Annotated in this window: 22 protein-coding genes; 12 read left to right on the top strand and 10 right to left on the bottom strand. The window is 53.4% G+C overall.

The features are described 5' to 3' along the window. The first annotated feature begins 2 nt into the window (after nt 1-2). From L1F30_RS05165 to L1F30_RS05150, 4 genes are all read left to right on the top strand, one after another. On the top strand, nt 3-785 hold the full coding sequence (locus tag L1F30_RS05165; RefSeq protein ID WP_253360274.1) for a polysaccharide deacetylase family protein: 783 nt from the start codon (nt 3-5) through the stop codon (nt 783-785). 431 nt (nt 786-1,216) lie between these two features. Continuing rightward, nucleotides 1,217-2,056, top strand: coding sequence for a BON domain-containing protein (locus L1F30_RS05160; protein ID WP_253360272.1), 840 nt, complete (start codon nt 1,217-1,219; stop codon nt 2,054-2,056). A gap of 125 nt (nt 2,057-2,181) precedes the next feature. Next, on the top strand, nt 2,182-2,820 hold the full coding sequence (locus L1F30_RS05155; RefSeq protein WP_253360270.1) for a Fe-Mn family superoxide dismutase: 639 nt from the start codon (nt 2,182-2,184) through the stop codon (nt 2,818-2,820). 42 nt (nt 2,821-2,862) lie between these two features. Further along, nucleotides 2,863-3,510 (top strand): GGDEF domain-containing protein, encoded by a 648-nt coding sequence (locus L1F30_RS05150; protein ID WP_253360268.1) that lies wholly within the window; start codon nt 2,863-2,865, stop codon nt 3,508-3,510. A gap of 212 nt (nt 3,511-3,722) precedes the next feature. Here L1F30_RS05150 and L1F30_RS05145 read toward each other — a convergent pair whose 3' ends face one another. The 3 genes from L1F30_RS05145 to L1F30_RS05135 all read right to left on the bottom strand — a co-directional run bounded on the left by L1F30_RS05145 (nt 3,723) and on the right by L1F30_RS05135 (nt 5,946). Continuing rightward, complete coding sequence (locus L1F30_RS05145) at nt 3,723-4,406, bottom strand: Crp/Fnr family transcriptional regulator (RefSeq protein ID WP_253360266.1); 684 nt, start codon at nt 4,404-4,406, stop codon at nt 3,723-3,725. 139 nt (nt 4,407-4,545) lie between these two features. Then, nucleotides 4,546-5,304 carry a Crp/Fnr family transcriptional regulator gene (locus L1F30_RS05140; protein WP_253360264.1) on the bottom strand — a complete coding sequence of 253 codons (759 nt, stop codon included), beginning with the start codon at nt 5,302-5,304 and terminating at the stop codon, nt 4,546-4,548. Nucleotides 5,305-5,799: 495 nt separating this feature from the next. Next, nucleotides 5,800-5,946, bottom strand: coding sequence for a lmo0937 family membrane protein (locus tag L1F30_RS05135; RefSeq protein WP_253360236.1), 147 nt, complete (start codon nt 5,944-5,946; stop codon nt 5,800-5,802). Between the two features lie 148 nt (nt 5,947-6,094). On the opposite strand from L1F30_RS05135, the gene L1F30_RS05130 reads away from it, so the two are divergent. After that, entirely contained in the window at nt 6,095-6,532 is a 438-nt protein-coding gene (locus L1F30_RS05130; protein ID WP_253360234.1) for a DUF4398 domain-containing protein, read from the top strand. A 50-nt stretch (nt 6,533-6,582) separates the two neighbouring features. Continuing rightward, entirely contained in the window at nt 6,583-7,344 is a 762-nt protein-coding gene (locus tag L1F30_RS05125; protein ID WP_253360232.1) for an OmpA family protein, read from the top strand. A gap of 133 nt (nt 7,345-7,477) precedes the next feature. Here the strand turns inward: L1F30_RS05125 and L1F30_RS05120 are convergent, their stop codons facing one another. From L1F30_RS05120 to dnaX, 7 genes are read right to left on the bottom strand one after another with little or no spacing between them, the layout of a single operon-like run. Then, nucleotides 7,478-7,831 (bottom strand): hypothetical protein, encoded by a 354-nt coding sequence (locus L1F30_RS05120; RefSeq protein ID WP_253360230.1) that lies wholly within the window; start codon nt 7,829-7,831, stop codon nt 7,478-7,480. A 30-nt stretch (nt 7,832-7,861) separates the two neighbouring features. Next, nucleotides 7,862-8,311 carry a YcgN family cysteine cluster protein gene (locus L1F30_RS05115; protein ID WP_253360228.1) on the bottom strand — a complete coding sequence of 150 codons (450 nt, stop codon included), beginning with the start codon at nt 8,309-8,311 and terminating at the stop codon, nt 7,862-7,864. Between the two features lie 2 nt (nt 8,312-8,313). Continuing rightward, nucleotides 8,314-8,610, bottom strand: coding sequence for a YcgL domain-containing protein (locus L1F30_RS05110; protein ID WP_253360226.1), 297 nt, complete (start codon nt 8,608-8,610; stop codon nt 8,314-8,316). Then, complete coding sequence (gene rnd, locus L1F30_RS05105) at nt 8,603-9,754, bottom strand: ribonuclease D (RefSeq protein WP_253360224.1); 1,152 nt, start codon at nt 9,752-9,754, stop codon at nt 8,603-8,605. The genes L1F30_RS05110 and rnd overlap by 8 nt, the downstream gene beginning before the upstream one ends. Beyond that, nucleotides 9,754-10,347 (bottom strand): recombination mediator RecR, encoded by a 594-nt coding sequence (gene recR, locus L1F30_RS05100; protein ID WP_253360222.1) that lies wholly within the window; start codon nt 10,345-10,347, stop codon nt 9,754-9,756. Before recR ends, rnd begins: the two co-directional genes overlap by 1 nt. 23 nt (nt 10,348-10,370) lie before the next feature. Further along, nucleotides 10,371-10,694 carry a YbaB/EbfC family nucleoid-associated protein gene (locus tag L1F30_RS05095; RefSeq protein WP_253360220.1) on the bottom strand — a complete coding sequence of 108 codons (324 nt, stop codon included), beginning with the start codon at nt 10,692-10,694 and terminating at the stop codon, nt 10,371-10,373. A gap of 23 nt (nt 10,695-10,717) precedes the next feature. Then, nucleotides 10,718-12,799, bottom strand: coding sequence for a DNA polymerase III subunit gamma/tau (dnaX, locus tag L1F30_RS05090; protein WP_253361746.1), 2,082 nt, complete (start codon nt 12,797-12,799; stop codon nt 10,718-10,720). A 203-nt stretch (nt 12,800-13,002) separates the two neighbouring features. On the opposite strand from dnaX, the gene mobB reads away from it, so the two are divergent. From mobB to L1F30_RS05060, 6 genes are all read left to right on the top strand, one after another. Then, nucleotides 13,003-13,554: a molybdopterin-guanine dinucleotide biosynthesis protein B gene (gene mobB, locus L1F30_RS05085; RefSeq protein ID WP_253360218.1), complete on the top strand. Its 552-nt coding sequence runs from the start codon at nt 13,003-13,005 to the stop codon at nt 13,552-13,554. Then, nucleotides 13,547-14,065 (top strand): molybdenum cofactor biosynthesis protein B, encoded by a 519-nt coding sequence (moaB, locus tag L1F30_RS05080; protein WP_253360217.1) that lies wholly within the window; start codon nt 13,547-13,549, stop codon nt 14,063-14,065. The genes mobB and moaB overlap by 8 nt, the downstream gene beginning before the upstream one ends. After that, nucleotides 14,062-15,258 carry a gephyrin-like molybdotransferase Glp gene (gene glp / locus L1F30_RS05075; protein ID WP_253360215.1) on the top strand — a complete coding sequence of 399 codons (1,197 nt, stop codon included), beginning with the start codon at nt 14,062-14,064 and terminating at the stop codon, nt 15,256-15,258. Before moaB ends, glp begins: the two co-directional genes overlap by 4 nt. Beyond that, nucleotides 15,255-15,572: a DUF1244 domain-containing protein gene (locus L1F30_RS05070; protein WP_253360208.1), complete on the top strand. Its 318-nt coding sequence runs from the start codon at nt 15,255-15,257 to the stop codon at nt 15,570-15,572. The genes glp and L1F30_RS05070 overlap by 4 nt, the downstream gene beginning before the upstream one ends. A gap of 18 nt (nt 15,573-15,590) precedes the next feature. After that, nucleotides 15,591-16,460, top strand: a complete 870-nt coding sequence (locus L1F30_RS05065; protein WP_253360206.1) for an MOSC domain-containing protein — start codon at nt 15,591-15,593, stop codon at nt 16,458-16,460. Nucleotides 16,461-16,737: 277 nt separating this feature from the next. Beyond that, entirely contained in the window at nt 16,738-17,454 is a 717-nt protein-coding gene (locus L1F30_RS05060; protein WP_253360204.1) for a hypothetical protein, read from the top strand. Nucleotides 17,455-17,611: the final 157 nt, after the last annotated feature.

Genomic DNA, 17,611 nt, shown 5'->3' with positions numbered 1-17,611 from the left:
TCATGGCCCCACTACGCAGGTTCAGCCTACCCGGATCACCCCGCTCGCGTATATTTTGGGGTTTAAGCTTATTGCTACTAAGCCCGTTAATAAATGCCCAACCCCACTGGCCCGACGATGGCCGAACGGCGGTCAGCCTGAATTATGACGACGCCCTGCCAAGCCAGCTGGATCACGCCCTGCCGGCACTGAACAGCACGGGCTTGCGGGCGACCTTTTACCTGACGCTCGCCTCCCCCGTCATTCAAGAGCGCTTAGACGAGTGGCGGGCGCTGGCAGCCCAGGGGCACGCGCTGGGCAACCATAGCGTATTTCACCACTGCAGGGCTTCGCTGCCCGGGCGCGACTGGGTGCAGCCTCACCAGGATTTAGACCAGCGCAGCCCCAGGCAAATGCTCGAAGAGTTGCAAGCGGCCAACAGCTTTTTAACGGCCATCGACGGCCAGCAGTTGCGCACCTATACACCCCCCTGTGGCGATACCCACGCCGGCGGCCAACCCTACTTGCCCTTGGTTGCGCCGCTGTTTACCGCCATTCTGAGCCAAGAGCCGCCGGCCCTAAACGCCACCTGGCTGTCCCCCTCTGGGGTTTCGGGCGAGGCGCTTATTGCCCAGGTGAAAACAGCGTCCGCGCACAGCCGCTTGATAAATATTACCTTTCACGGCATAGGTGGCGACCACCTCGCCATCAGCGCGCAAGCACACCAGGCGCTGCTGAACTACTTGGCACAGCACCCCGAAAAATTCTTTGTAGCAACCTACCAGCAAATCGCCAAAAATTTTTAGCTCGCTCGCCACTGCGACCGAAATTATTATTCACAAAATAGCTCAGGGTGTATGGATTCAAGTGCAACCCCAATCGCCTTGAACAACCAGCAGCATACGAGTTGATCGTATTTAACATGCCAAAAGCCTGCGTCATAATTAAACAACGAGAAAATAATAAGACGCCAATTATTGTCACGCCCCGCCACTAACCAGAACGCCACCGATCACAAATATTGCCCTATGTGAGATAGCGTACCGACCCTCATCAGCGGCTTCTCTAAGGTTGCTAATCGTGGCGGCCCTACCGAATGCACAGTGTGCAATGGCCAGCGCCAGGCAATCAGATGCCAACTCACGCACCTGGGCACGCCACAGCGGATCAACAAACAACACTAACGCATTAGGCATTCAAGAATTGAACGCTACGTAAGTATTAACGGAGCAACACCATGAAAAACTTTAACCGTAAAGCAATCCCGTTGGCAATGCTGGTTTCGGCAGCCGCCTTGAGTGGCAGCGCCTGGTCAGATGACTGCACGTCTCAGAATATTCTTGAGGCGCGTCAAGAAGCACAAATCTGGACAACCTATGCCCTAAGCCCCTACCTGAGATCCAATGACATCCAGGTGACCGTGGCCAACGGCAAGGCCACGCTCAATGGGGGCGTCACAGAAGACACCGACAAGGAACTTGCCAAGCAAATTGCGCTGGGTGTGGATGGCATTAAATCCGTAGACAACAAAATCACTGTCTCTGCAGAGCAAAATTCCAAAAATGATGAGCAGTCAGAGAACGACTATGGGCAATACATAGACGACGCCTCCATCACCACAGCGGTAAAATCAAAGCTCCTGTGGGGCAAAACGTCGGACGGCTTAACAACAAATGTGATCACCAAGTTCGGCAATGTAACCCTTACGGGTAACGTAGGCACAGCTGATGCCAAAGAGCTCGCCGGAAAGCTGGCAAAAAACACGCGGGGAGTGAAGTCTGTGAAGAACCAGCTAATCGTCAAAAAGCAGGAGGGCACGCCCGCGCCGGAAAACAAGAAAATTGCCAAATCAAGCGAAAACACCACAGTATCAGATAGCTGGATTACTACAAAAATAAAGTCCACCTATATCTACTCAAGTAATGTAGACAGCTCGGACATTTCGGTAACCACTGAAGATGGATTGGTTACACTAACGGGTAAAGTGGGCAGTGGCGCCGAGCGCGAACTTGCCATTGAAATGGCTCAGAACATTCGCGGTGTAAAACAGGTTAAGCCAGAAGAATTAACCTTTTAAACAGCTATATCACATATTCTCTATGACCGCTGACGGGCTTACATGAAGAATATGTACTCCCAGAGCCATAGTGCGAGAACCAGATTGTAGCGACTCACACCATGCAAAAAGCAGGTATGCACAGTATGAAATCTGCTCAAAAAAATGCTAACCTCCAAAACATCGGGCCTTTTAGTGCACTTAATGTGCTTGCCGAAAGGCTACATACCTGCGCCTCTAGTATGGCACTCTCACTAGGTCTACTAAAATCAGAGAACCAATTCTGCATCCAGAAAAAAACAAGCGCCACATCCAACCAAAACACTCATAGCCAAAATAATCTTACACCAGCTCAATGGCCAGAGCACAACAAAGCGGAACTTCCTACCAACACACCCAGCGGCCCGCTACTGCAATCAATCCTCAAGGATTTTGGCAGTTTCTTTTGTTTCAGATTAAGCCTGGAAAAAACCTGCAGCAATTTAAACTTTGAAAACTGTGCATGGTTGGTTCTTACCGAAGAAAAATCCCTTAAAATTATTGGCATGCCCAATCATGTCAACCCAGCCAAACTTGGAATGACTCCAGTATTTTCGATAGACATACAACTAGCGCGAGGCCCCAACCACACGGCAAGCCGAAAACTGCAATATTTACGCGCCTGGCTGAAACTTGCGAACTGGAAGCCCATGGAGCGGAAGTTCGAAAAAATCATTCGCAACCATCCAAGTACCTTACACGAGTACTTACTTAGCACCGAGCATCACTCTCACACCTTAAACTAGCACCCAGCAACCGAAATAGGGGTTTAAACTATGGTACTACCAATGGAAAACCTTAGCGCGATGCGACCGGGAAACAATTTACTGCAATCAAGCCGACGAAAGGAAGCATTCCTACGCAATACCATTAAAACGCTCCACTATAAAGTAATGAAACTAGAAAAGGATCTCATTGAGGCGCGCCACTTTGCCAATCACGATCTACTCACAGGCCTCGCCAATAGAGGTTTATTAAGAGACAGATTGCTGCAATCAATCAATCAAGCCAACCGGCAAGGCAAGCAAGTTGGGCTACTTATACTGGATCTCAATGGCTTCAAGTCTATTAATGATACCTACGGCCATAACATCGGCGACGAAGTGCTCATCCAGATGGCAAGGCGATTGATTGCCTGCGTACGGGCAGAGGACTCCACCTACCGCTATGGCGGCGATGAATTCGTAGTACTACTACCTGAAGTAGATGGCATAGAAGGCGCAAACGAACTCAAGAAGAAACTTCTCGAAAAACTAGCGGTGTCTTATAAAATTGGAAGAATCAGCATTCTAGCCCCTGCAAGCATAGGGGTGGCCGTTTACCCAACAGACGGAAAGAACCAAATGGAATTAATAAACCATGCCGATGAAAACATGTACACCGAAAAAACAAAGAGCAACGGGTTTTACACTAACAACAGCGGCCGCCATAAATAGGCTGAGAAAATTATTTCTCTCCCGCTGTAAAGCCTGCCGCACACCCACCGGCTGCTCTTCTATTTTTTAATTATCTGACTGCCTACCTGGTATCTAGGAGCCTTTCAGCGGCGAAAAATAGCCCGGCCATTAAAGCACCAAACCTTTGATTATTCAGGCCAAGTTTTACCCAGCACAAAATCGGATTAACGTTTATCTGCAAGCACAGTACATCAATGCTTAACCGGAATATAACAATTACATGATTTTTCCATGAGGCCGGTGCGATTTAATATCCGCAGTGAGCCACGGGTGTAGGAAATAAGTGACTGGGCAAGAAAGCCATGCGCGGCAATACTAACGCCACTACGCCTTACCCCCATTAATCTGGCAATGCTGACATGGGTAAATTCCAGCGCCTCCCCTTGGCATTGATCGCTCACCTCTATCAGCCACCTAGCCAACCTTTGCTCAACAGTGTGGTATTGCACACAAACGATAGATTGCGACAACTCGCCCATCAAATGCATAATATAGCGCCCTACAGATCTATCAAAACCTGAATTGTTACGCAGTATTTTTCTAATATTCCCCACCGAAATGCGCAATGCCTTGCCAGACACCAATGAAACACATTGAAATCTTGCATCACCATTACCCAGCAATGCGGCTACGCCAAGCATGCCTTCGCGCCCGATAGTTTCGATACTCATTGACCTATGGTCGTCGGCTATCGCTCTAAAAGAATACACGCCAGATAAAGGAAAATAGATGTATCGATAAGGCCGATTACGCTCGTAGACCAGGTCACCACGGGCCAGCCATACTTGACGACACTGGCCTATCAGGTGATCTGTCAACCTGCGAGAAAGCGCACAAATCAGCAAATTTTCAATGGGATATGATAATTTTTCCATACAAAACCTTCACATAGAAAACGTAAACCAAAAAAAGATTCAACGATTTCTCACGACAAATGTAGGTCCAGTATGTTTTACCCAGGCAAGAAAATCTGTACGATGGCGAACCGTTGTATCAAACCTAATACACCTCCATCTAGCTGATTAGACACTCGCCGCTTTTCTTAGGACGACATCGTGGTAGCAATCGGTCTGTCTCCTTTTTAACCACTGCGTAACACTCACACGAGAGTGATTCAAGCATATCTCTATCCAGCACCTTAATATGGCCGCGGTGATAGGCAATCACACCGAGATTCTGCAATTTTCCCGCGGCCTCCGTTACACTCTCGCGACGAACCCCCAACATATTGGCTATCAGCTCTTGGGTCATAATCAGGTTATTGCTAGGCAATCGGTCGAGCGACAATAACATCCAGCGGCACAACTGCTGATCCACCGAATGATGACGGTTACAGACGGCTGTTTGAGCCATTTGGGTAATAAGCGCCTGGGTATATCGCAAGAGCAACATCAGCATCTCTGAATGCCTGTCAAACTCGTCTTTAAAGCGTCGCCCAGGTATTCGGTAGGCATAACCCGCACTCTGCACTAGCGCACGGCTGGAGGTACTATCGCCGCCCATAAACAACGCCGTACCCAAGATACCTTCATTGCCTACAACTGAAATCTCTGCCGAAGCGCCATCCTCCATAACGTACAACATGGAAATAATGCAATCTAAAGGGAAATAGGCGTAGCGCAACGTATAGCCAGACTCATAGAGTACCTCGCCTAGCGGCAAATATATTAGCTCCAAATTTTCCTCCAAGCGCCGACGAACATCTAACGGCAGCGCCGCAACGAGGTGATTTTGGGTAGGGCAGTATTTCGCCGCTGTATCGGTGGAAATCATAGAATTATTTTGCCAATTAAGGATTGTCAAATTAGGGAATGATTGACGACATCGACTGACAAATCCGCACCGACAATAATTCTGCCAGCATTATAACCAGCAGCTATTTCACACTATGTACGCTAGCGAACATAACAGAGATCATACACTCACACAGCTTAAATAAGTATTCAACCGACACTTGCCCAACAGACGATGATCGATGCGCCACCCTGCCCTGAACATGGCGACTTACCGACTTCAATGCGCAGCTATAAAATAACAGCCATAAATATTGAGAAAACTAGTGAAACCAAGTTCAACCCCAAGCAATGAGCATTAGGGTAAAAGCTAACTACATTAGCTTATATTTTTATCCAATTCCTGAAACCACACACCTGGATTCCACGCTTTCGTTGCAAGAATCGCCGTTAAATAGAAAAATTAACAACAAACGCACAAACGCCAAGGCACACTTACGGAGATCTCACAGGGTGGCAGCCATTCAAGCCTTTGCTAAACGCCTCTGTTATCAATAGCCTTCTTTGCCAGCACCACAATCACCACAAGCAAAAGAAGGTGGATATACCCACCCACAGTATAGGAAAAAACCAAACCTAGCGCCCAGATGAACAACAATGTAAACACAAGAATATCTTGCATTGAACACTCCATTATTTAAGAAAAGCTTAAGCTTACATAGGCTCACCGATAGGCATCTGTACGCTACAGAACCGACCTCCGCAACCCATTAAGTTATATTTATTGCCTACCGCCACTCACTCCGAAGGTGTCAGAAGAGGCATTGCCCATGAAACTAATAGATAAACTGCCGTTCAATCGTGCATCACCACTGCTAAAACCACAGCCTTCTCACGCTGTTTTTTTTGGGGTTTCGATTATAGCTATCTTGTTGTCGCTAACTGCATGCACAACGAATGCACCACACCCTTATCGCGCCCTGCAAAGCGCTGAGTCCGCTATCGAAAATGCCGATCAGGAACGGGTATCGGATTATGCACTTCCGGAACTCAGCCAAGCTCGAAAGAAGCTTACCGATGCACGCGCAGCGGCTCAGGAAAAAGACGTGGCCTCGGCCACTCGGCTAGCGAACGAATCAGAAGTAAGCGCAAGGCTCGCCTTGGCACGCGCCAATAAAATTAAAGCCAAGCAAGTTAATGAAGACATGATCCGCAGCATAGAGATGCTAAAGCAAGAAATGCAGCGCAACCAAGGAAACACGCAATGAATATACACCTGGTTAAACACCTAAAATTAGCAGCACCCGCCGCTGCGCTAGTGCTCGCCATCGGCTGCTCCGGCACCAGCACAAAACCTGCCAACGCTGTGGAGGTACGTGAAAAACTCACCAACCTTCAATCAGACCAACAACTCGCCAGCCGCGCACAGCTGGCCATCAAGGAAGCGGAACTGGCTACCCGTATAGCCGAACAACCGGAACGTGAAAAGGTTGTGGTAGAGCACCGTAGATTTATGGCCGATCATAAAGTTGAAATTGCAATTGCGATTGCAGAAAGCCGATTACTGGAAGATCAACGTAAAGCCTTGATTGATGAGCGTGAAGCCTCGCGTTTAAACGCGCGCACATCAGAGGCAAATGTCGCCCGTGATAAATTGCAGGAAACGATGGCCCGCAACGCTAAACTTGAACAGGAGCTGGTGGATCTCAATGCGAAAAAAAGCGCACGAGGCATGGTCTTGACGTTAGGCGATATGCTGTTTGAGTCTGGAAAATCTGAATTGAAGTTCGGCACCACTGAGAATCTTGATAAACTCTCACGGTTTCTCAACCAGAATCAAGATCGTCAACTGATCATTGAAGGTTATACCGACAGCACCGGCAGCGATGCCGCTAACTTGGCCCTCTCACAAGACCGAGCAGACTCAGTAAGGGCTTACCTGTTAAAACAGGGTATTGCCAGCTACCGCATGCAGGCTAAGGGTAAAGGCGAAGGCACCCCCATCGCCAGTAATGATTCAGCCCGCGGGCGGCAAATCAATCGGCGCGTCGAAATTATTATTCCAAACGATGCCCAGTGACCGCCATACAGGCCAACTGCCGCTTCACGCGCAAAATAACTGGCAGGCTAGCAGCTAGGTTTTCACAAGATCACGGCGTGCTGCGCTGGCACACCTTTGGGTGGGCTGGAACTTACGGGCTACTCACTTGCAGCTAGTGTTCTTCAGCCTTTGGGGCGCCGGCTTTACCACGCCACTTTTGCCAGGCTATGCGCGCAGCCAAACTCAACAATAGCGCCGCCACCCACACGAAAGCCATGGGCCAGATCACCCGTTCAATGGAATGATCGGTAAACAGGCCATCGAGCACCAGTACGAAAAATGCCGGCGCCCATTGCGGGATTTCAGGGGTGAGCGCCACGGGCGTCAGTAGCCATGCGCCCACGGTAACAGTGGCAAATTGTGCAAGTTCGCTGCGTTGGCGAAACATCCACCAGGTGGCAATCATCAGGCCCAACACGCCAGCCAGGTAGGCGTACCACATAATGGGGATATTCGGGTCTTGCATGTGTTTACTCCAAAATTTTAAGCAGGGCTGTTATAAATCTACCCAATGCACTACGTCTTCCTGCCACTGATCTTCAGGTACTCCGGCCATAGATTTCGCTCGCCCGCGCACTGAAATACCGGCGCTGTGCACGGTTGCAGGTGAGCCTGAAATCAACGGGTGCCACTCGGGTAAATCTTGCCCTTCGGCCACCAACCGGTAGGCACAAGTCACCGGCAGCCAGTGAAACTCTGTGATTTTTTCGGCCCGAAGCTGCAGGCAGTCGGGCACTTTTTGCAGCCTATTGGGGTAGTCTGTACAACGGCAGCTTTCCAGATCCAACAACTCACAGGCAAGGCGCGTGTAGTAGACTTCGCCGTCGTCTTCATCTTCCAGTTTTTGCAAACAACATTTGCCACAACCATCGCACAGGGCTTCCCACTGGCTGTCGGTCATCTCCGCCAGTGGCACCTCGCGCCAGTAATCCCGAAACCAGGCCAAGGTTAAACCAACTTGGAATTTTGCTGGTTGATCTGGGTCATGTAGTCTTCTTTTGGCGGCGGCAGCTGTAAATAAAAACCGCGCTCAGTGAGTGCGGCACGCACCTTGTCTACATCTACCCGGGCAAGCTTACGGCCATCGCGCAGTAACAACGTCATTACATGGGAAGGCTTACCAAACTTTTCCAATAAGGCCTCGGGCACGCGCGCCAAACCTTCGGTTTTTCGCACATACAGGTACATATCCGGGTCTTTGGGGCTTTTATAAATGTCGCACAGGTTTTGAATGGCATCAGACATGGAAGTTCTCTTGCTGGTATTCAGGCACCAGAGTTTCGGCCTCAGCGGCCAACTGCTGACCAACCACAGCATAGCGCCAGCCGGTTAATGTGTCAGGTAATTCGGGCTTACCGGCCAGCACCGAGCGGGTGAGCGCCTCTAAATCCTTTTTGCGCGTCAGCACCTCCGGTGCTATGGCCTGGGTTTCAGAAACGCCGTTTGCCACGGCTTTCAACGATTTTAATACTTCGCCTTGGCGCGGCGTAAAGGGCTTTGGCAAGCGCTCGGGCAGGCCGTTGGCTTCGGCATTTTGCACAATCGCCAACAGGGTTTCGGCGTGGTCGCGCAAGGTGCGATTACCCATGCCATCAATGCCCGCCAGCTGCTTGGTGTGGCCAGGTTTTCTGCGCGCAACTTCCCAGGCCGCACCCTCTTTCATTAATCGGTTACGGGGGATATCCAATTCGCGCGCGGTTTTTTCACGCCAAATACACACATCGCGCAGTATTGCGAGCTGATCTGGGTAGAGTTTCCAGGCGAGTTTGATCTTGGTGTAGGCCTGGCTGAAATCTTCCGGGCTTTCGGCGGCGGCTACCAGCCGCTCGCACTCTTCGCGCACCCAACCGAGCCTGCCTAGCTGTTTGAGCTCAGCCAAAATTTTACCGTAGGCAATGAGCAGGTAGGCCACATCAAGGGCTGCGTAGTGCAACTGCGACTGGCTGAGCGGGCGCTGCATCCAATCGGAGCGCGTTTCGCCCTTTTCCAGCTCAATGGAGAGCAGTTGCTGAATCAAGGCCCCATACCCCAGTGAAAAACCGAAGTTGGCGAAGGCCGCACCTATTTGGGTATCGAACAGTGGTTTGGGCACAACACCCAGTAAAAAGCGGAACACTTCCAGATCTTCCGAACAGGAGTGAATCACTTTCACTGTGCCCGGGTGGGTCATCAGTTGGGCCAACGGGGTTAAATCTTTTATGGCGAGCGGATCAATTAAATAGCAGCCACGGCCGTCGCCCACTTGAATCAAACCCGCGTGCGGGTAATAGGTTTGGCTGCGCATAAACTCGGTATCTATGGCGATGGCCGCTTGATCTTGCCAACGTTCGCACAAGGTGCGGAGTTCATCTTGTGAATCAACCCAAATGGGTGTAGTTGCAATGGTCATTAAACAATTTGCCTGCTTGAGAAGGCGTGCGCCAGGGTGCCGCCATCTATGTATTCCAGCTCGCCACCAAGGGGCACACCGTGTGCTATGCGCGTGACTTTCACGCCCGCTTTTTTGGCCCGCTCGGAAATATAGTGGGCGGTGGCCTCGCCTTCGATGGTGGGGTTGGTGGCCAGAATCATTTCTTCAATATCGCCCGCAGTCCAAAGTGCTTGCAGCTTATCGAGGCCAAGATCCGCAGGGCCAATGCCATCAATGGGTGACAGGTGGCCGTGCAACACAAAATAGGTGCCCGGGTAGGTGCCGGCCTGCTCGATGGCCAACACATCGGCTGGTGTTTCCACCACACAAAGCATTGCCTTGGTGCGGCGTTGATTGCTGCAAATACTGCATTCATCTTGCTCGGTTAGCGTGCGGCAGCGGTTGCACTCACCCACGCCCTCCACGGCAACTGCTAAAGAATTTGCAAGCCGGCTCGCTCCTTCTCGGTCGCGCTCAAGTAAATGCAGCGCCATGCGCTGGGCAGACTTGGGCCCAACGCCCGGCAAACACCGCAGGGCACTCATCAGTTCATCAATTAGCGGGCTAAACATCCAACACTACTCGGTAGGTGCAATCAAAACGGCATTTTAAAACCGGGGGGCATTTGCATTCCGCCGGTGAGGTTGCCCATCATTTCTTTGTTTTTTTCTTCAACTTTACGCACCGCATCGTTTACCGCTGCGGCCAGTAAATCTTCCAACATTTCTTTGTCTTCACTGAGCAGGCTTTGATCCACGTTCACCTTGCGCACGTCGTGACGGCCGTTCATCACCACCGTAACCATGCCGGCGCCAGCGCTGCCGGTTACCTCGGCGTTGGCGAGGTCTGCCTGCATCTGCTGCATTTTTTCCTGCATTTGCTGCGCCTGTTTCATCAGGTCGCCCATATTGCCAAACATTGTTGTACCTCTATTTACATGTGTTACAGGGGTTCTACGGTTGATTCATCAAGTTGGGCCTGAAAACTTGCCTCCAGCGCTTTGAGCAGCGGATGATTTTTTACGCTTTCAAGCGCGCGCGCCTGTTTTTCAGCGCGCAGCCGAATAGCCGTGGCCGCGGGCGTTTCCCGCGTGAGCGGGCCAGGTGCAATTTGCACACTCACTGGCGCATCAAAATAGGCGGTAATCACATCGGCCAGGCGCTGTTGGTGGCTTGGGTCGAACAGGTTGGCGTTTGCCTCATCAAGGGTAAAGCGAAGCTGATTGCCCTCTACCGAATCCAGGCAGCTATTGGCGGCGGTGCTTTGCAGCACACCCCCCACACCGAGCGCTAAATAGAGATCAACCCAGTGCTCAGGCGTAAGGCCTGCCAGTGTTATTTTGGGTGCTTGTTCAGCTTCAGGCGCCGCCACAGGGGCTGCCTGGGGTGCGGGCGTTACAACCTCGCCCACGGGCAGCTGCGGTGAGGATTGTTGTTGTGAGGGTTGCGGTTGTGTGGGCTGCTGCACCGCTTGGGGTGCCTCATTCACCGCAACCGCTGCCGGTGTGCCTACATCCTGTGCGGGTTCAACCGGGGCTACTGCGGCAGTGGCAGGCTCGGGGGGCGCGGCCTGGGGTTCAGGTGCCGGGCTTGGCTCGTCTGCATATAAATTCGATTCGCCCTCATCATCGGCCCAGGGCGGGCTATCTTGCGCTTGAGGTGTGGCCGAAGGCACCTGCGGTTCAGCCGGTGGCTGCACGAGTGCCGATTCTTGCGCTGGCACCGCTGGCGCAGGCTGTTGTACTGCAGCCTCAGTGGCTACGGGTGCTTGTGCGTCCGGCTGAGGTGCGGCCGGCGGAGGTGTGGCCGGCTGAGACACTGCAGCCCGGGCAGGAGTCGCTTGTGCTGTGGCGGCCTCAGGCGGGCGAGCAGCCGGGGCGACAGCTGCGGGCGTACCGGCAGCGGGCGCACTAAGTGCGGCCTTGGGGAGATCTGCCACGCCCTGAGGCTTAAAGGCCATCATGCGCAGCAGCACCATATCAAAACCCGAGCGCGGATCTGGCGCCAAGGGCAGATCACGCCGGCCCAAGAGTGCAGTTTGGTAAAAAAGTTGCACATCTTCGGCAGGCAGTTGGGAGGCCAGCGCCAAGATGCGCTCGCGATCGCCAAAGCTGTTGTCTATGGCCTCAGGCATGGCTTGGGCAATGGCTATGCGGTGCAACACCGATAACATCTCCGCCAGCGCGCCCTGGTAGTCGGGCGCGTGCTCGGCCAGCTGGTTCACGGCCGCAAACAATGCCTGGCCATCACCGGCGGCCAGAGCCTGTAGCATGTCGTACACCAGCCCCTGATCAATAGCGCCGAGCATGGCGCGCACGTCTGCTTCCTGAACTTTGCCATTGCCAAAGGCGATGGCTTGGTCTGTGAGCGACAGCGCGTCGCGCATAGAGCCATCGGCCGCGCGGCCCAGCGCCCAGAGTGCGGCGTCATCAAAAGGCACCAGCTCTTTTTCAAGCACAAACGCCAAATGGCCCACAATGCGCTCGGGGTTCATGTTCTTCAGATTAAATTGCAAACAGCGCGAGAGCACCGTAACCGGCAGCTTTTGCGGATCGGTGGTGGCCAACAGGAATTTAACGTGCGGCGGCGGCTCTTCCAGGGTTTTCAGCAGCGCATTAAAGCTGCTGGTAGAAAGCATGTGCACCTCGTCAATCAGGTACACCTTGTAGCGGCCACGGGTGGGCGCGTACTGCACGTTTTCCAACAGCTCGCGGGTATCTTCTACCTTGGTGCGGCTGGCGGCATCCACCTCAATCAAATCAACAAAGCGGCCTTGGGCAATCTCCAAACAGGCGCTGCACTGGCCACAGGGTTCGGAGCTTACGCCGGTTTCGCAGTTCAGGCATTTGGCCAGAATACGGGCAATGGTGGTTTTGCCCACCCCGCGGGTGCCAGTGAACAGGTAGGCATGGTGTAAGCGGTTGTGATCCAGTGCATTGATCAAAGCCTGCAATACGTGCTCTTGGCCCACCATCTCGCGGAAGATGCGGGGCCGCCATTTGCGGGCGAGTACCTGATAGCTCATGGGCGCTAAACTGCCTGTGTCTGGGTGATAAGTGGCTGAATTGCCGGCCAATTCGTTCGAACGCACTAGTATATCCCAGAGCCGGTTCAGAAACACTGGCAGCCGGCCCGCACATTGGCCCCACCATGCCCCATGCGATGCGCGCGCCGGATCTGGTAAACTCCCCGCACCCTCACCCACCCAATGCCTGAAGTTAGTGCGCTATGAAGATCATTGGCATCACCGGCTGGAAAAACAGCGGCAAAACCACTCTGGTTGCCCGCCTTGTGGCCGAGCTGTGCGCGCGGGGCTTGCGCATTTCAACGGTAAAACACGCCCACCACAACTGCGATATCGATCAACCCGGGCGCGACAGCTTCCAGCACCGCGAGGCCGGGGCGCACCAGGTATTGCTGGCCTCCAGCAAGCGCTGGGCGCTCATGCAAGAGCTGCGCGATGAACCCGAGCCTGAACTGGATGCACTGCTGCCCCAGCTGGCGCCGGTAGATCTGGTGGTGGTAGAGGGCTTCAAGCTTGCCGGGCACCCAAAAATCCAGGTGATTCGCAGCGCAAACAATCGCGCACCCTTGCCCGAACAGGCACAAAACCTGGTGGCCATTGCCACCGACGACCCGCAGCTAGCGCCGGCCGATTATGGCTGCAGTGGGCCGCGCCTTCCCATAGACGATATCGGCCAGATTGCCGACTTTGTACAAGCATTTACCGGCGCAGAACCTTCCCGTTGCGCGCCATCAGGAGCCTTGCCCCATGACTGAATTCCAGCCGTTAAATATTGCCGTGTTAACCGTGTCAGATACCCGCACCGAAGACACCGACAACTCCGGGCGCACACTGGTTGAAGCACTCACTGGCGCCGGCCACACCCTGGCCCATAAAAGTATCGTCAAAGACGACATCTACCAGATTCGCGCCGCCTGCTCGCAGTGGATTGCTAACAATGACGTCAACGCCATTTTAATCACCGGCGGCACGGGCTTTGCCGGACGCGATTCCACGCCCGAGGCCATAGCCCCTTTGCTGGATAAAGAAATCACAGGCTTCGGCGAGCTGTTTCGGCAGGTGTCTTACCAAGACATAGGCACCTCTACCATCCAATCGCGCGCGCTGGGCGGGCTGGCCAATTACACCGCTATTTTTTGCCTGCCAGGCTCCACCAATGCCTGTAAAACCGGCTGGCAACTCATTGCCGAGCAATTGGATGCGCGCCACAAGCCCTGCAATTTTGTGGCACTGCTCATGGAAAAACCCACGAGGCCACAGCCGTGAAAAGCGCCCTCACCCCGGTGGCCGATGCGCTGGCGCGTATATTGGCAGCGGCACAACCCATCACGGCCACCGAGCAGCGCCCGATCGCAGAATGCCTGGGTTGTGCGCTCGCAGAAGACCTGCACGCCCCCATCAACGTGCCCTTTGAAGACAACTGCGCGATGGATGGCTACGCCGTGTGCACCGGCGATTTACTCGCCGCACCGCTGGCAATCAGCCAGCGCATTGCCGCAGGCCAAGCGGCCGAACCGCTGGCACTTGGCAGCTGTGCCCGCATTTTTACTGGCGCCCCCATTCCACCGGGCGCCGATGCAGTAGTAATGCAAGAGCAATGCGAGCGCCAAGACGACCACGTGCAATTTCCCTATGGCGTAACCCCCGGCAACAATATTCGCCGCGCCGGTTCAGACCTGAAAAAAGGCGAACGGGTACTGGCCTGTGGCCACCTGTTGCAGCCGCAAGACCTGGGCCTTTTGGCATCACTGGGGCTCGGCCGCGCCACCGTTGTGCGCCCCTTGCGCGTGGCCATAATTTCCACGGGCGATGAACTCACCGCACCCGGCACACCACTGAGTTCCGGCAAAATTTACAACTCCAATGGCCCCATGCTTTGTGCACTGCTCACCAAACTTGGCATTACCGCCCGGCACAGCCAATTACCCGACAACCCCCAGGCGCTGCGCAAAGGCCTGCAAGAGGCAGCCGCCACCGCAGACCTGGTAATTACCAGTGGCGGCGTTTCCGTGGGCGAGGAAGATCATGTTAAACAATGCGTAGCAGACTTAGGCGAGCTGATGGTGTGGAAGCTGGCGCTCAAGCCCGGCAAACCCCTTGCCTTCGGGCGCATCGCACACACACCATTTTTTGGTTTGCCCGGCAACCCGGTGGCAGTATTCGTGACCTTTATGCTATTTGTGCGCCCGTTTATCAAACGCCTGCAAGGCTTGCGCGAAGTTCAACCCCTGAGCCTTAAGGCGCGCGCCAACTTTGCACGCCCACAATCGAATATTCGGGAAGAATATTTACGCGTGCGGCTACAAAACGACAACAGTATTACCGCCTACCCCGATCAAAACTCCGGCGTATTATCCTCAACCAGTTGGGCCAATGCCTTGGCCCGCATACCACCGCATACCCAGGTAAACAAGGGTGATACACTAGACACATTTTTATTTAGCGAGTTATTAACGTGAGCAAAATAGCCGATCTTGATACCCAAACCCAACTGGAACTGGAAGCCGCTGCCTTTCGCCGCTTGGTACAACATTTGGATGAGCGCAAAGACGTACAAAACATCGACCTCATGAACCTGGCCGGTTTTTGTCGCAACTGCCTGAGCAAATGGTACAAGGCCGCCGCCGAAGAAAAAGGCATTGCAATAGATTACGATGCCGCACGCGAGCGCGTATACGGCATGCCCTACAGCGAGTGGAAAGCGCAATACCAACAACCGGCCACCACCGAACAGCTCACCGCGTTTGCGAGTAAGCCTGAAGAAAATAAGTAACCAAAAAGGCGGGTGCCCGTGGCCATTAGCCTCACAGATCTCTACATCTACCCGGTAAAAAGCTTGCACGGCCTACGCCTGGCGCACGCCCAGCTCGATATCAAAGGCCTGGCAGATGACCGCCGCTGGATGATCATCGATGAGAATAACCGCTTCGTCACCCAGCGCACACTGCCAAAACTTGCCACCCTGCGCACCCGCCTGAGCGAACACAGGCTTGTGATTACAGCTTCCACAGGCGAGTGCGAAATTGCACGCCACTATGAAGGCTGCGGTTCCCCCTTTAGCGCGCGCATCTGGAATGATGAGGTTCAAGTACTCGATGAAGGTGCCTCGGTCAGCCGGTGGCTTACCGAGGCGCTGGCCCACCCTAGGCCCCTACGCCTGGTGCGGCTGAGCAATACACCGCGCCCGCAATCGAAACCGCAATACTTGGGCCAGGCACACACGGTGTTTGCCGATATGGCACCGCTTTTAATCGCCAATCAGGCAAGCCTGGATGCGCTCAACCAGGCACTCATTCAAAAAGGCGAACAGCCAGTGCCAATGAACCGGTTCAGGCCCAATATTGTTATTAACGGCCTGCCCGCCTTTGCCGAACACCGGCTTGCCACATTGAGCGGCCCGCACTTTGAACTCACCCTCGCCTACCCTTGCGAGCGCTGCGTGATGACCACCGTGGATCAAACCCATGGCACCCGGCACCCGGCCATGGAACCCTACCGCACGCTTACGGGTTTAAATGCCATGCCGGCCTATGGTGAAGGGGATTTTCATAAAGCGCCCAACCCCAAAACGCCCGCCTTTGGTGAAAACGCCTACCTCACGGGTACACATACCACCTCATTAAACGTGGGCGAAACATTGCGCGCCAGCTACAAAAAATAGTCACCGATGAACACTTGATTACCCATTGCCGGCGACGGATCGCATGGCAAATTTTCACAGCAATACCGGGCCGGGTTCGCGCGACATTTTCTAATACCTTGGGCTTACATTTACACACATTGAGGGCTAGGCAAGTGCCATTTACTTGCCCCCCGGTCACACCGCTAATCGATAAGTGAGATTTACTCCTAACCAGCCAAGCCTTTATACAAAAACAGCAGAGGAAAAATCGCAGCCGCTGAACCATACTTGCCCCATCATCTTACAAGCACAATAAATGATGCACACCGGAGGCACTGTGAACCGCAACCACACCTTTGCCCTTGCCTTGGCCTTAGCAGCTGCCGGAAGCTTTTCACTGATACAGTTCGCGCAAACTACCCAAGCGCCTACAACGCCCACAAGCACGCAGCCCGGGCTGAATAATGCAACTGGCGCAGCAAGCAGCTCACTACAAAGCACCGAAGGCACGTTAAATCCCGAACAACAGGCATTACTCAAAGCGCCCGAAGTGCAGGCATACTTGCAACGCGAAGCTGATAAAGCCGCCATGCAGGCCTATTTCAATAGCGATCCAAACAACCCCGATACCGCAAAAGCCATGTGGGACTACATCGAGCGGCTTGAAGCCCAGGGCAGCGTAATGGGCTTTGAAGCACTGCACTTAAAGATGGCTTGGCTGCAAAAAAATAGCGCCAATGAAGCCGCTTTCAAAGAGCGTGCAGACGCACTGGTGGCGCACTACCGCGAGCACGCAAGTGCGAGTGCTGCACTGAACAACCCCGAAAACACCCCGCAATTTAAAACCTATAAAGCAGAAGAAAAGGCCATAGTGGCCGAAGTTAACGCCATGAGCCAGATCCCCAACGGCCTGAGCCGGCAAGCTTACCTGCGCGAGCGATTACTGCAGGCCCGCCAGCGCGCCTATCAGCAAGACGATAGCGAAGAAGATTCGCAAAATGGCAATAAAAATAGCCAAGGGGATAATAGCTAAGCGCTGAGATTAGTAAAACCTGCAGCCATGCCGCGACACCTGCGCGACAAAGGCTGCGCTGACTTCAGCAACTTATTCATCTGCACCTTGCTCATCTGCACCTCAAGTGCCCACCCCATACCCACTGTATTTTTTCACAACAAACATCTAAAGCGCG

The sequence above is a fragment of the Simiduia sp. 21SJ11W-1 genome (assembly GCF_024138675.1).
Taxonomy (GTDB): domain Bacteria; phylum Pseudomonadota; class Gammaproteobacteria; order Pseudomonadales; family Cellvibrionaceae; genus Simiduia.
Note: the sequence above shows the minus strand (reverse complement) of the source record. Positions and strands in the feature narration are given on the sequence as shown.